General features: G+C 64.9%; 12 protein-coding genes. 4 read left to right on the forward strand and 8 right to left on the reverse strand.

Annotated features, from left to right (window positions below; genetic code table 11):
* Positions 1–520 precede the first annotated feature (520 nt).
* The 8 genes from ACIQ6O_RS05565 to ACIQ6O_RS05600 all read right to left on the reverse strand — a co-directional run bounded on the left by ACIQ6O_RS05565 (position 521) and on the right by ACIQ6O_RS05600 (position 11,246).
* Positions 521–1,132, reverse strand: coding sequence for an ATP-dependent Clp protease proteolytic subunit (locus ACIQ6O_RS05565; protein ID WP_396206792.1), 612 nt, complete (start codon positions 1,130–1,132; stop codon positions 521–523).
* A gap of 36 nt (positions 1,133–1,168) precedes the next feature.
* Positions 1,169–2,413, reverse strand: coding sequence for a trigger factor (tig, locus tag ACIQ6O_RS05570; protein ID WP_396206793.1), 1,245 nt, complete (start codon positions 2,411–2,413; stop codon positions 1,169–1,171).
* A 261-nt stretch (positions 2,414–2,674) separates the two neighbouring features.
* Positions 2,675–4,189: a phytoene desaturase gene (locus ACIQ6O_RS05575; RefSeq protein ID WP_396206794.1), complete on the reverse strand. Its 1,515-nt coding sequence runs from the start codon at positions 4,187–4,189 to the stop codon at positions 2,675–2,677.
* A 41-nt stretch (positions 4,190–4,230) separates the two neighbouring features.
* Complete coding sequence (locus tag ACIQ6O_RS05580; RefSeq protein ID WP_396206795.1) at positions 4,231–4,521, reverse strand: hypothetical protein; 291 nt, start codon at positions 4,519–4,521, stop codon at positions 4,231–4,233.
* A gap of 124 nt (positions 4,522–4,645) precedes the next feature.
* Positions 4,646–5,608 carry a carotenoid biosynthesis protein gene (locus ACIQ6O_RS05585; RefSeq protein ID WP_396206796.1) on the reverse strand — a complete coding sequence of 321 codons (963 nt, stop codon included), beginning with the start codon at positions 5,606–5,608 and terminating at the stop codon, positions 4,646–4,648.
* Positions 5,609–5,620: 12 nt separating this feature from the next.
* A complete protein-coding gene (locus ACIQ6O_RS05590) occupies positions 5,621–6,604 on the reverse strand; it encodes a phytoene/squalene synthase family protein (RefSeq protein WP_396206797.1) in 984 nt (327 codons plus the stop codon).
* 338 nt (positions 6,605–6,942) lie between these two features.
* The gene (locus tag ACIQ6O_RS05595; RefSeq protein ID WP_396206798.1) at positions 6,943–8,220 is read right to left on the reverse strand and encodes a RagB/SusD family nutrient uptake outer membrane protein; all 1,278 of its coding nucleotides are present in this window, start codon (positions 8,218–8,220) and stop codon (positions 6,943–6,945) included.
* Positions 8,221–8,234: 14 nt separating this feature from the next.
* Positions 8,235–11,246: a SusC/RagA family TonB-linked outer membrane protein gene (locus ACIQ6O_RS05600; RefSeq protein WP_396206799.1), complete on the reverse strand. Its 3,012-nt coding sequence runs from the start codon at positions 11,244–11,246 to the stop codon at positions 8,235–8,237.
* Positions 11,247–11,655: 409 nt separating this feature from the next.
* Here ACIQ6O_RS05600 and ACIQ6O_RS05605 point away from each other — a divergent pair, with 409 nt between their 5' ends.
* From ACIQ6O_RS05605 to ACIQ6O_RS05620, 4 genes are all read left to right on the forward strand, one after another.
* Positions 11,656–12,021, forward strand: a complete 366-nt coding sequence (locus ACIQ6O_RS05605) for an NADH-quinone oxidoreductase subunit A (protein WP_396206800.1) — start codon at positions 11,656–11,658, stop codon at positions 12,019–12,021.
* 3 nt (positions 12,022–12,024) lie between these two features.
* Positions 12,025–12,588, forward strand: a complete 564-nt coding sequence (locus ACIQ6O_RS05610) for an NADH-quinone oxidoreductase subunit B (RefSeq protein WP_396206801.1) — start codon at positions 12,025–12,027, stop codon at positions 12,586–12,588.
* Position 12,589: 1 nt separating this feature from the next.
* The gene (locus tag ACIQ6O_RS05615; RefSeq protein ID WP_396206802.1) at positions 12,590–13,123 is read left to right on the forward strand and encodes an NADH-quinone oxidoreductase subunit C; all 534 of its coding nucleotides are present in this window, start codon (positions 12,590–12,592) and stop codon (positions 13,121–13,123) included.
* On the forward strand, positions 13,107–13,986 hold an 880-nt coding region (locus ACIQ6O_RS05620), incomplete at its 3' end, for an NADH-quinone oxidoreductase subunit D (protein WP_396206803.1). The genes ACIQ6O_RS05615 and ACIQ6O_RS05620, both read left to right, overlap by 17 nt.

Genomic DNA, 13,986 nt, shown 5'->3' on the forward strand with positions numbered 1-13,986 from the left:
TTTTTGTACTTCTCCGTGCCTCTCACCACCCTCGGCGAGCTCCGTGTGGACGCGTGTCTCTCACTCAGAGTCCGCCGCGAGCGCCTCACTTGGCGGCGACGAACGCCGGGTGGGGAAACGCGTGAGCACGGAGCTCACCGAGATGGGCGAGGGCATGGAGAACCGCGACAACGCATAAACAAAAAGAGGAAGAGCCTTCAAGCGGCTCCTCCTCTTTTGTTTTTGTACTTCTCCGTGCCTCTCACCACCCTCGGTGAGCTCCGTGTGGACGCGTGTCTCTCACTCAGAGTCCGCCGCGAGCGCCTCACTTGGCGGCGACGAACGCCGGGTGGGGAAACGCGTGAGCACGGAGCTCACCGAGATGGGTGAGGGCATGGAGAACAGCGACAACGTATAAACAAAAAGAGGAAGAGCCTTTGATCGGCTCTTCCTCTTTTGTTCTGGTACTTCTCCGTGCCTCTCACCACCCTCGGTGAGCTCCGTGTGGACGCGTGTCTCTCACGGTGCCCGGGGACACACCTTACTTGGCGGCGACGAGCTCCGCCTGGTGCTGGATCACGTTGTCCACGAGGCCGTACACCTTGGCGTCTTCGGCGCTCATGAAGCGGTCGCGATCGGTGTCGCGCTCGATCTGTTCGATCGGACGGCCGGTGTGCTTGGCCATCAGTTCGTTCATCTTCGAGCGGAGGTAGAGGATTTCCTTCGCCTGGATTTCGATGTCCGAAGCCGAGCCACCGCCGCCGTTCTGCGACGGCTGGTGGATCATGATGCGGCTGTGCGGCAGCGCGCTGCGGTGACCGGCGGCGCCGGCGCAGAGCAGGAACGCACCCATCGACGCGGCCATGCCCATGCACGTGGTGTGCACCGGGGCCTTGATGAACTGCATCGTGTCGTACATAGCAAGGCCGGCCGAAACCGAGCCGCCCGGCGAGTTGATGTACAGGTGGATCGGCTTCTCGGGGTTGTCGGCCTCGAGGAAGAGCATCTGCGCGATGATGATGTTCGCGACGTCGTCGTTGATCGGCGACCCCAGGAACACGATGCGATCCATCAACAGGCGCGAGAAGATGTCATACGTGCGCTCGCCGCGGCTGGAGCGCTCGATGATGTACGGCATGTAGATCGATGCCATGACGTTCTCCGTTCGGGTAACTGCGGGGACGGTGGCTTAGGCCACCGTCACGGGATTCTTCTCGAGCAACCAGGCGAACACGCGCTCTTCGGTGATCTCGCGCTCGATCTCCGTAAGACGGCCCTGCTTCTGGAGCTGCGCGTACACCTGGCCGGGGTCCGAGTTCCGGGCCTTGGCCAGCTCCTCCACGCGCGCGTCGACTTCGCTGGCCGACGCCTGCAGCTTCTCACGTTCGGCGATGGTGTCGATGATCAGGTCACGACGCACCTGATTCTCGGCCATCGGGAAGAACTCCTTGGCGAACGTCTGCTTCTGCGCCTCGGGCACGCCGTACATCTGCATGTACCCGTCGACGAGCTGCAGCACCCACGCCTTCGGCACGTCGAACGGATTGGCTTCCACGATCTGCTTGATGAGCTGCCCACGCACGTCGGCTTCCGCTTCGCGCTTGGCATGCTCACCCATGTCGGTCTTCACCGCGGCACGCAGCGCATCGAGCGTGTCGAAATCACCGACTTCGCGCGCGAACGCATCGTCGAGCGCGGGGAGCGACTTGCGCTTCACGTCCTTCACCACGACGCGCACGAGCTTGGACACGCCACGCTGCGTTTCGTCGGGGAAGTCGTCGGGCCAGCGCACCGACTTCTCGGCCGTGGCGCCCGGCGCCGTTTCCATGATCAACTCTTCGATGCCGGCGATTGCCTGACCGCCGCCCAGCACGAGGCGGTATTCCTTGCCCTCGGGCAGGGTGCCGTCGGCTTCGGCGGTGGAGAGCAGCACCGTCGCCATGTCGCCTTCGGCCGCCTTCTCCTCGAGCGGCGTCCACTCAGCCTTCTGTTCGCGGATGCGCTCGATCTGCTCCTCGACGACCTCGTCCGACAGGGCCGTTTCGGTGCGGGTGAGCGTGAACCCGTCGAGCTTCTCGAGGCTGAGTTCCGGGCGCACTTCGCAGTGCAGCTCGAACTCGAGCGGCTGACCCGGCTCGGCCTTGAGGTCGTGCACGTGCGGCTGCGCGGCGAGGTTGAGCCCCTCGCGCTGGATGGCCTCGCGGAACGCCTCGTTGATGACGATTTCGATGGCTTCCTGGCGCACGGCTTCGGGGAACTTCTTGCGCACCATGGACGGCGGCGCCTTGCCGGGGCGGAAGCCAGGGAGGCGGACCTGCGTCGCGTACTTGCGCGCCGCCTGGTCTTCGTACGATGCCACGGTCTCGACCGGCACCGTGATCTGCAGGCGCCGGGAGACGCCAGCGGTCTCAGTCGGAGTGATGGTGATGTTCATCCGGAAAAATCTAGCGGGGGCGTAGGGGAGACTGGAGGGGGGAGACGCGAGAATTGAGGACGAGAGTCGAGCGTCCAGAGAGAGAATCCAGCCCGGATAGACGTGAGAGGCCAGCGTTCTCGAGGCGAGAAGTGAGGGCTAGCCTCGCACTTCTCGCCTCGGGAACGCTGGCCTCTCGCCTCTATCCGAGCGCACTTCTGGCTCTAATTGCTCGATTCTCCCTCGGACATCTCGAATCTCGCCGCTGGAGGCGAGCGGAGGTCAGACCGGCGCCAAGCTCGGCGCGGGTTCCTTCGCCCCCTTCCTGGCCGGCGCGCCCCCGATGAGCTCGGCTACGATCTTGCCCGACGCGATCACGCCCGGCAGGCCCGCGCCCGGGTGCGTCCCGGCGCCGCAGAAGAACAGGTTGGAGATATCCTTGCTCTGGTTGTGCGGGCGCATGTAGGCCGACTGCGTGAGCACCGGCTGCGGGCCGAAGGCGCTGCCCATGTAGCTGTTGAGCGTGCCTTCGAAGTAGCGCGGGTCGATGCGCCGTTCGGTGACGATGTGCTGCTGCAGATCGGGGAGATACCGGTCCTCGAGGTACTGCATGATCTTGTCGCGATACCGCTGTCCCACGGCTTCCCAATCGGTGCCGCTGCCGAGGTGCGGCACGGGCGAGAGCACGTACCAGCAGTCGTGGCCCGGCGGTGCCAGCGAGGGATCGGTGGCCGTGGGGCGGTGCAGGTACAGCGAGAAGTCCTCGGACAGGATCTTCTTTTCGAAGATGTCCTCGAGCAGCTCCTTGTAGCGGGGGCCCATGATGATCTCATGGTGCGCCGTACCGGGATACTGCTTGTTCGTGCCGAAGTAGATCACGAACAGCGACATCGAGTGCCGCAGGTTTTCTAGCTTGCGGTTCGGCGTGGTGGGGCGCTTGTCGGGCGCAATGAGGGTGCGGTACGCCTGCACCAGGTCGCCGTTGCACACGACCGCGTCGGCGCGCAGCTGCTGGCCACTCTTGAGACGCACACCGGTGGCCTTGCGGTTGTCACCGATCAGAATCTCGTCCACTTCGCTGTTGAGGCGGATCTCACCTCCGAGATCCTCGAACGCCTGCACGAGCGCGCGCACCAGCGCCCCGGTGCCCCCCATGGCGAAGAGCACGCCCCACTGCTGCTCGAGCTTGTGGATGAGCGCGTACACGCTCGACGAGCGATATGGGTTGCCACCCACCAGGAGCGGATGGAAGGAGAAGACCTGCTTGAGGCGCTCGTCGTGGATGTACTTCTCCGCGAAGCCGGCCACCGATCGGTCGGCGCGCGTGCGCACCAGATCGGGGATCGCCTTGATCATCGAGCCCACCGTCAGGAACGGCTTGTCGATGAGCGGCATGCCGACGTTGAAGATCTCCCACGACTTCTTGCGGAACCGGGCGTAGCCGTCGACGTCACGCGGGGAGAAGGCCTCCACCTGACGGAAGATCTCGTCCTTGTCGCCGTTGTAGTGGAAGACCGTGCCGTCCTCGAACCGGATGTTGTAGAACGGATCGAGCAGCACGAGCTTGATGTAGTCTTCGGTCTTCTTGCCGGTCAGGGCGAACAGTTCATCGAGCACCCACGGCGCCGTAATGATCGTCGGGCCGCCGTCGAACGTGAAACCATCCTGCTCGAACACGTAGGCACGGCCACCCGGCTTGTCGAGCTTCTCGACAATGGTGACTTGGTGGCCCTGGGCCTGCAGGCGAATGGCGGCGGCCAGACCACCGAATCCACTGCCGATGACGACGATGCGCATGAACGGAAAAGCTGGAGGATCGTAACGCCGGCGGCGCGCGGTCAGCGACGCAGCAGGACGGCGATGTGCCACAGGTGAATCACCATCGCGCACAACATCGCGGCGGCGAACCCCTCAGGAGACGGCTCCGGACGCCGATGAAAGATCATCGCCGCCACGAGTGAACCACCGGCCCCCAGAAACGAAACGATACGCGCGACGTTGGGTTTCCCCAGCGCGGAGTCGGGATTCCGGCGCTGCCAGACGATCAGTACGATGGCCTCGACGACAATGAGGACCAGGATACCGATGGGCAGGGCATCGGAGTCGAAAATGGGTACGAGGCGATCCATAACGCAGTCAAAAGAGCTAACGCACACGCGAGCCGTGGTGTGCCCGGAACACTTCGAGGGATGAACGGCGAACGGCCGGGCAGGGACCCGACCGTTCAACTACAGGAGGACGGTCGCGAGCCGATCAGCGGGCGCCCAGCGGGCGGTCACCAACCGGCGCCATCGGAGCCGTGCCCAAGCTCGTGAGGGGCGCCGGATCGTTGCGCAGCGCCGCCCAGAGCGGAATGACCATGGCGATCGTCCCGAGCACACCAGCCGGTACCATATCCCACCGGAAGCAGATCGCCAGCGGCAGCAGACCGTTGATGGCGTAGAGCGCGATGGGCAGGCGGTGCGGCGCCACCTTGGCCACCCACTCGCTCGGCGGCACGAAGGCGAGCATCACGCGGGCGACCAGAATGCCGGTGAGCAACCACCCCAGCCAGTTCGTGATCGGCATGCCGAAGAAGATGGGCTTCCCGATGAGCTGCTCGAAGGCGCTCCGGTCCGACAGGTCGCCGATTTCCCAGATCCAGTGCGTGGTTTTCACCATCGCCGGGTCCATGCTCACATCCCAAAGGGTGAGCACGACACCGCCGACCAGCGACCACCACCACTTGGACAGGTTGTCGTCGGTGCCCTTGAGGAAGCGCCCGCAGATGGCGAGCGAGGCGACGAGCATGTAGAACCACGAGGTCGGGATATTGAACGGCACCTTCCCGCCGATCTTGTACCCGAGCTGGCTCGTGTACTCATACGCGCCAAAGGGATAATCCCAGCGTGTGCCCACGTACTCCGACGTCAGCGCGAGCAAAAACGACACGGCGAAGGTGATGAGCGCCTTCCTCGTGCCCACCGCCCACGCGAGGAACGCGAGGCCGGAGAGGGCACCGAGCGTGACGGTGGTGGCGCCGCCGTAGGTGTAGCCGAGCGCCATCACTTTCTGGTTCTGCGGCGTCTGCAGCCACTCCGGATACGGCGGCAACAGGAACGTCGCGAACGCGAACGCCGAGAACGCGCTGAAGAACAAGTGTCCCAGCAGCGTGAGCGAGGCGATCTTGAACAGCATGTCCTTCGAGTTGTCCTGCAGGTCCGTGTAGGGGGTCATGCGTACTGCACCTCAGGCGAGACGGACAAGGGCATCGGCGTTGGACGATGCGGTGTTGGGTTCCCACACGATGCGTGGGCCGTGGCCCAGCGCGGAAAGGTCGGGCGTCGGGGCGCGATAGCGCCACGCGTTCCAGAGAATGCCCACGCGCGCAAGGCGCCCGATGCGCGCCCGCGAGGTGATGGTGTCGTAGCCCTGCGCTTCGATGGCCGAGAGAATGCCGGCATAGCCGTTGGCGCAGGCGGCCGCACACCGTTGGGCGTCGGCCTCGAGCAGGGCAATGCCAGGCATCGCGGCGGTGTACAGCGCGCGGGCACGGCTCACTTCGAAGGCCATCAGCCTGGCCCATTGCGGGTGACGCGCCAAGGCCGGATCCCGCGACAGCACATCCTGCGCCGTGAGGCCGAATCGCGCCATGTCCTCGGCCGGCAAATAGCATCGGCCGCGGCCGGCGTCCTCGCCCACGTCGCGCAGAATGTTCGTCAACTGCATCGCCGTACCGAGCGTGCGTGCGTACTGAATGGCCTTGGTGCGCATCGCTGGGCCGGCCGGCACGCCGAACACGTACGTGCACATTTCGCCCACTGAGCTCGCCACGCCTTCGCAATACTGCTCGAGCTCACCCCACGTGTCATAGGTGTGCGCTTCGAGGTCGCGTCCCACGCCGTCGAGCAGTTCGAAGAGCGGGTCGGGAGAGACGTCGTAGGCACGGGTCACCCACGCCATCTCCCGGAAGATCGGACCTGCCGGGCGCCCGTCGAGGGCTGCCTGCAGCTGCTCGCGATAGGCATCGAGCTGCAGGCGCAGCTCACCGAGATTGCCGTGGTCGGCCTGATCGACGAGGTCGTCGGCGACGCGGCAGAACGCGTACAGGCCGTACGCGGCACGGCGCTTCTCGAGCGGCAACAGCTTGCTCGCCAGCGAGAAGGTGCGCGCGTGCACCATGGTGATGCGCGCGCACTCGGCCGCATCGTTGAGCGACGCAGGGGCGATCATGCCACCGAACTCGGGAGACGCCGAGGTTTCATCGAAGCGATGTCAGGCAGTGATGACAAGGACGACACAGTCGGGACACGAACCGGCGGTCACCGCCGGCAGGTGCTTAACGCTGCACATGCCAACAGGTTCCATCGGCTCAAGGCGTTCGAGACGCCGTACGACTGGATAATAATGAACCTGTGACCGCCCGGTCCAACTGTCAACACACTCTGACATAATTGGTGTAACGAGATCCTGACACCCCCTGGGCGGTCTGGGGATCGCCGCCTGGGGGAAACGGAAAAGGGCGGCCCTTTGCGGGACCGCCCTTCTCCTGCCAAATGGCGCCGAACGGGTTAGCGACCGCCGCTGGGGCTGGTCATGTTCGGGTTGTTGTCGCGCTCGGCGCGCGGAATCGGATAGCAGGTATCCGTGCCCGTGTTGCCGTAGCCCGGCTTGAAGTACGGGGCGCCCGCCGGCGTGACCGTCGACGACACCGAGGCCGGCGAACGACGGAAGTCGGCGACGCGCTTGCCTTCAAGATAGAACTCGAGGGCGCGCTGGTTGAACAGCTCCGTCTTCACGCTCGCCGCATCCTGCGCCCCGTCGTACACCGGACGGCCGTTGGCCTGACGACGGGCGTTGATGAGGGTGAGCTGCGTGGCCACGTTGTTCGACGCTTCAGCGGCGATGTAGTCGGCCTCGAGCTTCGAGGCGAGACGGATCGGCGCGTTGTAGGCGAAGAACTTCGTCTGCTGGTGGAAGCCGCCCGGCACCTGATCCTGCGGATTGGCGGTCGGAGCGGGGGAGCCACCCTGCACGCGGTAGGTCACGCGCGGATCACCCTGACGGTACCAGGGGGCCACGCTGATCGAGCCGCGGTCGAAGCTGAAGAAATAGATGTCGTTGCTCAGGCGACCGCGGTTCGCGAGGTCGTCCGTGTAACGCAGGCTGAACTCGAACCCGGCCGGCACGGCAGCCGCGTCGGCCGCGGCACCGGCGTTGTCACCCTTCTGCAGCTTGGCACGGGCGCGACCCACGAGCGCCGCATTGGCCATCGCGGCACCGTCGGGCGTGCCGTTGGCACGACCCACTTCGATGGCCTTGCCGAACCAGAACGACGCCGAGTCGAGCATCTGCGCCGTCGTCAGCTCCGGACCGTTCGAGAACGAGCCCGAGCAGAAGTCCGACGCCATCTGCAGGATCGCGAAGCCACGGAACGTGGCGGCGCGGGCGAGGCTGATGTTCGTCGTCGGCGTCGGCAGGGACAGGTCGAGCACCTGCTTGGCCGAGGCGATGGCGCGCGAGAGGGGCGCCCACACGTCGCCGTTGAGCGACCCGTTCAGGTCCGTGATGCTGCGGATGCCGAACTCGTTACGGGTCGGGAACGTGTCGGACACGTTCGCTTCGCCGGTGAAATAGGCGGCGTACATGGCGACCGTACCGAACATGTCGACGAAGTTCTGCTGCGCCGACAGCGCCAGCGTGATACCGCTGGCGGTCGGATCGACGGTCGACGCGTCGATGACGTTCGGGTTGGTGACAGTCAGGAACTTGTCACCGCAGGCGGTCGCGCCCACTGCCAGCAGTGCACCGGCAGCCGTGCGCGAGACCGTACGTGCGATCTTCTTCATGTATACGGTCGCTGTTAGAAGTTGACGTTGAAGCGGAGCACGGTGCGCTTGGGGTTCGGCACCGTCAGGAAGTCTTCGCGTGAGAACGCACCGGTCTGCGAATTCATTTCCGGGTCAGGACCGGAATAGTCGCTCCAGAGCTTCACGTTCTGCAGCGCGAGCGTGACCGAGGCGCCGCTCACGCGCTTGCCGATCTTGTCCATCAGGAAACGCGGCACGTCGTACGTGGCCGAGAGTTCGCGCAGGCGGATGAAGTCGCCGCGCTCGATGAAGCCTTCACGCGCATCGTTGATCGTCACGGCCGAGCCGTTGGCTTCCGACACGAACGGACCGAACCGGCGGATGCGATCTTCGCGCGACAGGAGCGTGGTGTCGAGGCGCACGTTCGAACGCACCAGCTGCGTCTCGCGGAAGAAGCGCGTGTTGTTGTACACCGAGAAGTCGCGCTTGGCGTCAAGCAGCGCCGTCACGCGCAGACTGCGCATGATCGTCACGGTGTTCGTGATGTTCCACTCGAACGTCGGGAACAGGTTGCCCACCGGGGCGAGCGTGTCCGTCACGATGGCCACGCCACGGGTGAGGTCGACGCTCTTCACACGCTTGGCCGTGAGCACGGCAAGCTGCTGGCCCACGAGCGTACGGCCGCCGGCACCGAGGTTGAACGGCAGCACGCCACCGAGGCTGGTCAGCTCGTTACGCAGCGTGTTGGCTGCACCACGCACGTCCCACGTGAGGTTGCGCGTGTTGATCAGCTTCGCGTTCACCGCGAGCTCGACGCCTTCGTTCAGCACGCCGCCGAGGTTGGCGAGCGGGTTGCTGTTGAAGCCGAGCGACGGGGCGATGGGCTTCGCGATGATCAGGTCCTTCGTGGTCTTGCGGAAGTACGTGAGCTCCGCCGAGAGCTTGCCGTTGAGGAAGCCGGCGTCGAGGCCCGCCTCGAACTCGGTGCCGCGCTCCGGCTTGAGGTCGAAGTTACCGGGGTTGCCGAGGACGGCGCCGGCGCCGGTGGAGCCGGTGATGTTGAACGCGGCGGCCGAGAGCGTCTGGAGGGCGTCACCCGGGTTCGGCGAACGACCCGTGGTGCCGTACGCCGCGCGGAGGCGCAGATCGTTGAAGATGCCCGAGAGCGGCGAGAAGAAGCTTTCCTCGCTGATCGCCCACGAACCACCGATCTTCGGCAGCACGAAGCTCGGGGCCTGCGCACCGAACGACGAGTTGCGGTCGACGCGCACACCCACCTGGAGGAAGCGCTTGTTCTGATTACCGACCTGCAGCTGCGTGAGATAGCCGTACTGGCGCTGCTCGGTGAAGCCGCCGCCGGCCGAGTTGGTGGCCGCCGATCCGATCGAGTTGTTGCTGTTGGTCACGAAGCCGATGCCGGTGGCATTGAGGCTCGTGTTGCGCGTGGAGATGACCTGGAGACCGAAGGACAGGTTGGTTTCCCAGGCGCTGCCCCACTGACGCTTCGCGTTGCCGAGGTAGTCGAACGTGTAGCGCTCGATGCCGCGGCTCGTCGACTGGCGCTCGCCACCGTCACGGAGACCGCCGTACCACGTGCTGTCGTTCTTCGGGTAGAACAAGTTCTGGTCGTCGTTCGCGAAGTCCATACCGGCGGTGAAGCGGTTGGTGAACCAGCTGAACGGCGTGTAGTTCGCGGTGAAGCTGCTCGTCACGCGCTTGGTGAGCAGGCGACGCTTGATCGAGTTGATCGCGTTGTACTGACGCGCCGGCGCGTACCAGCCGTCCTGCGTGAGGGGCGCGTTTGCCGCGTCGGTGCGCGAGAGCGGGCTGCCGAGCAGGCCGCCGCCCAACCAACCGAAGATGTTGTTGTCGTTGTCCGGCAGGTCAACGGCCGTCTGAACGAGGCCAAGGCCGGCGTCGATGTTCAGCTTCGAATTGGCGATGTAGTTCACGTTCGACCGCACGTTGTAACGGTTGAACGCGTTGTTCGGGAGCGTGCCCGTGGAGTTGTCGGAGCCGTAGTTCAGGCTGAAGCCGTAGTTGCTGCCGCCGCCACGGATGCCGTAGTTGAACAGGTTTTCCGTACCGTCCTGGAAGGCACCGACGCGCTTGAGCGGGTTGTCGCTCACGAGCGTGCCCACGGCCTTTCCACGGCAGAGCGGGTTGGTGCTGGTGCTCGCTACGAGCGCGGCCGTGCAGTTGCCGTAATTGTCGGGGATATTCCAGTAGTCGACGTTCGCAGTGCCCTGTTCGAGCCGCAGCGACTGCTGGAAGCTGTTCGACCCGGCACGGCCCTTCTTGGTGATGATTTGGATCACGCCGGCCGAGGCGTCGGCGCCGTACAGCGTGGCGGCCGCCGGACCCTTCACCACTTCGATGCTTTCGATCTCTTCCGGGTTGAGGTCGTTGAGGCGGTCGAACGCCTGACCCGACTGGCCGGAACCGATGAGCCCTTCGTTGACGCGCACGCCGTCAATGAAGAGGAGCGGCTGGTTGGACAGGTTGATCGAGGACGCGCCGCGGATGCGGATCGTCGTCGCCGTGCCCTTGGTGCCGGACGCCGCGCTGAGGGCGACGCCCGGGACGCGCGACTGGAGAAGGTTCGCCACATTGGTAACGGGCGCGTCCTTGATGATGTCGGCCGGACTCACCGAGGCCACGAGCGCCGACTGCGCCTTGCGCTCCTGGTTACCGGCGGTACCGGTGACGACGACCTCTGAGAGGTTGATCGCCGACTGGCCCAGCTCGAAGTTCAGCGTGGCCGTCTGACCGGCGACCACATTGACCGTCTGCTGCTGCGACTTGTAACCGATGCGCAGCGCACCGATGGTCGCGGAGCCGGCCCGCACGTTCACGAGGCGGTACTCACCGTCTTTGTTCGTCGGGGCCGCGAACTGCGTCCCCACGAGGACGATTCGGACATCGGAGATCGGCAGCTTGGTGGCGGCGTCGATCACCTTGCCGCTGACAGTACCGGTGGGCGCCTGCTGCGCGCCCAACGATCCTGCCAAGGCAAGGGAGGTTACCGCTGCTGCCCAACGGGTGATGCGCAACCGATGGGACATCAACTTCTCCAGAGAATGAAACGGAGGGGCCCCGGCCATCGAGCGGGGGCAGGGGGGGATTCGGACGTCTCGGCCATGCAGAGGTGGGTCTACCCACCCCAGATGGGACGAGGGCCAGAACCTAATCAATAAGGTTTCCCAAATGTTGCAATCCCGATCATTTCATCCCGAATTCCTCGGGGGATCGGCCAGGGCACCCTCCCCCACACAGGCCCGGTCCGCGCCCCTTGGAAATTCTCTCGATTCGCACCGCCTGCCGCCTTGACGTTCGCTGGTACGGGGGTTCACGTTCGCGAATCCCCAGTTCGCCTCCGGATCAGGCTGCCGGCCAGCGCCGTCTAAGCGCTGAAGTGCCAACCGATTCTCCCGCCACGCCCTCCTCCAGGCCCGACTCCCCAGTGCCTGTTCGATGACGCCGTATCTCACGTTTCTGCTCTATTTGGTCGCCATCGTCGGCTTTGTCGGCCTGGCCCTGTCGCTGAACGCGATCCTCGGCCCCAAGCCGGCCGCGACCTCCACCAAGCTCGAGCCCTTCGAGTGCGGCGCCACGGCGATTGACGTCATCAACGTCAAGGCGGTGCCGATCAAGTACTACGCGGTCGCCATCGCGTTCCTGCTGTTCGACCTCGAAACCATGTTCCTCTTCATCTGGGCCCTGGGCGCGCGTCCGCTCTCGGGGTTCATGGTGTTCACGTTCTTCCTGTTCGCTGCCCTGCTGGTACTCTGCCTTCTATATGTCTACAAGGCACGCATCCTCGACGCAGTGACGGAGTAGGCGATGTACGGTAAGCGACTCCCCATTCTCGAGGGCGCCGGCGCCGTTGCCGGTGCGGCCTCGGCCAACACGCCGGCGCGGCCTCACACCAAGGACGCCAGCTTCGAGTTCCTCACCACCCGGAAGGACGAGCTGGTCGGCTGGGCCCGCAAGTTCTCGCTCTTCCCGTATCCGTTCGTGACGGCCTGCTGCGCCATGGAATTCATGGCCGTCAGTGCCTCGAACTACGATACCGACCGCTTCGGAGCCGCCCTGCCGCGCTTCTCGCCGCGGCAGGCCGACCTGCTGATGGTGGTGGGCACGGTGACCCAGAAGCAGGCGCCCATTCTGCTCAAGGTGTACGAACAGATGTGCGAGCCGAAGTGGGTGATGGCCTTCGGCGTCTGCGCGAGCACGGGCGGCTTCTACCAGAACTACGCGTCGCTGCCGGGCATCGATCGCATCATCCCCGTCGACATCTACGTGCCGGGCTGTCCGCCGCGCCCCGAAATGGTGATCGACGGCATCATGCGATTGCAGGAAAAGATCGCCAACGGCCGACACCCCATCATCAACGAGCGATTCTGACGTGAGCGCCCCACTCTTCGACCGGCTGCGAGAGCAGCTTTCCCCCGGCGAAGCGGGGCAGGAAGGCCAGGTGAGTGCCGACACGCCCGTGATTTGTCGCGGCGTGCAGCACCAGGTCCTGGTCTTCGAGCTCGCGCCTGCTGCGGTGATGCCTGTTGCGCGTCGTCTGCGCGACGAATTCGGATTCGATCTCTTCCTCGACGTGACCGCGGTCGATTGGCCGGGGGAGCCGCTGCGTTTCGAGGTGGTGTGGCACGTCTACTCCACCACCGACCGGCAGCGGGTGCGTCTCAAGACGCGCGTCGCCGAAAGTGACCCGATCGTGTCCTCACTGACGCCGCTCTACGGAGCGGCCGGGTACATGGAGCGCGAATGCCACGACATGTACGGCATCGTGTTCGATGGCAATGCTGATCACCGACCCATCCTGTTGTACGAAGGCTTCGTGGGCCATCCGCTGCGCAAGGATTATCCGAAGCAGAAGGAGCAGCCGCTCGTGCCCTACCTTCCGCCGCAGAGTGCCCTTGTCCGCTGATCCTGTTCTCCGTCCGCCGATCGCGAATCCGGTGCGCAACGTCCTCACGGCCAGCCGTGAGGACACCACCATCGTCAACATCGGCCCCTCGCATCCGGCCACGCACGGGACCGTGCAGATCATCGCCGAGCTGGATGCCGAGAAAGTGGTGCGCACCGACGTGCACTGCGGCTATCTCCACCGCGGATTCGAGAAGGAGTGCGAGGATCACACCTGGCACAACCTCATGCCGTACGTGGACCGGCTCAACTACTGCTCCGCGCTGATCAACAACTTCGCGTATTGCGATGCGGTCGAGCAGCTCATGGGCATCGAGATCACGCCGCGGACGAAGTATCTGCGCACGCTGTTGGCCGAGTATAGCCGCCTGGCCGATCACCTCACGTGCGTGGCCGCGCAGCTCATGGAGCTCGGCGCCATGACGGGCTTCCTGTACCTGGTCACGGCGCGCGACAACATCTACGAGCATCTCGCGGCGCTCACCGGCGCGCGCGTGACGTACTCGTACGGCCGCATCGGCGGGCTCGCCTTCGACGTGCCGGCCGGCTGGTTCCAGCGTCTCGAGGAAATCCTCAAGGAGTACGAGCGGTACGTCGAGATGGTGCACGGCCTCGTCGATCGCAATCGCATCTTCATCGATCGCATGCGCAACGTGGGCGTCATCAATACGCGCGACGCGATTCATTGGGGCTTTACCGGCCCCATCCTGCGAAGCACCGGGACCCCGCGCGATCTCCGCAAGGACACGCCGTACCTCGCCTACGGGGAGCTCGATTTCGACGTGCCCGTGGGGATCAAGGGCGACAACTACGATCGGTACTATGTGCGCATGCGGGAGATGGACGAATCGGTGTACATGATTC

Source organism: Gemmatimonas sp., from assembly GCF_044345575.1.
Taxonomy (GTDB): domain Bacteria; phylum Gemmatimonadota; class Gemmatimonadetes; order Gemmatimonadales; family Gemmatimonadaceae; genus Gemmatimonas.

Bases quoted from the DNA above. Each gene is read 5' to 3' on its own strand.
- ACIQ6O_RS05565 (WP_396206792.1), bottom strand. From the start codon at position 1,132: ATGGCATCGATCTACATGCCGTACATCATCGAGCGCTCCAGCCGCGGC.
- tig (WP_396206793.1), bottom strand. From the start codon at position 2,413: ATGAACATCACCATCACTCCGACTGAGACCGCTGGCGTCTCCCGGCGC.
- ACIQ6O_RS05575 (WP_396206794.1), bottom strand. From the start codon at position 4,189: ATGCGCATCGTCGTCATCGGCAGTGGATTCGGTGGTCTGGCCGCCGCC.
- ACIQ6O_RS05580 (WP_396206795.1), bottom strand. From the start codon at position 4,521: ATGGATCGCCTCGTACCCATTTTCGACTCCGATGCCCTGCCCATCGGT.
- ACIQ6O_RS05585 (WP_396206796.1), bottom strand. From the start codon at position 5,608: ATGACCCCCTACACGGACCTGCAGGACAACTCGAAGGACATGCTGTTC.
- ACIQ6O_RS05590 (WP_396206797.1), bottom strand. From the start codon at position 6,604: ATGATCGCCCCTGCGTCGCTCAACGATGCGGCCGAGTGCGCGCGCATC.
- ACIQ6O_RS05595 (WP_396206798.1), bottom strand. From the start codon at position 8,220: ATGAAGAAGATCGCACGTACGGTCTCGCGCACGGCTGCCGGTGCACTG.
- ACIQ6O_RS05600 (WP_396206799.1), bottom strand. From the start codon at position 11,246: ATGTCCCATCGGTTGCGCATCACCCGTTGGGCAGCAGCGGTAACCTCC.
- ACIQ6O_RS05605 (WP_396206800.1), top strand. From the start codon at position 11,656: ATGACGCCGTATCTCACGTTTCTGCTCTATTTGGTCGCCATCGTCGGC.
- ACIQ6O_RS05610 (WP_396206801.1), top strand. From the start codon at position 12,025: ATGTACGGTAAGCGACTCCCCATTCTCGAGGGCGCCGGCGCCGTTGCC.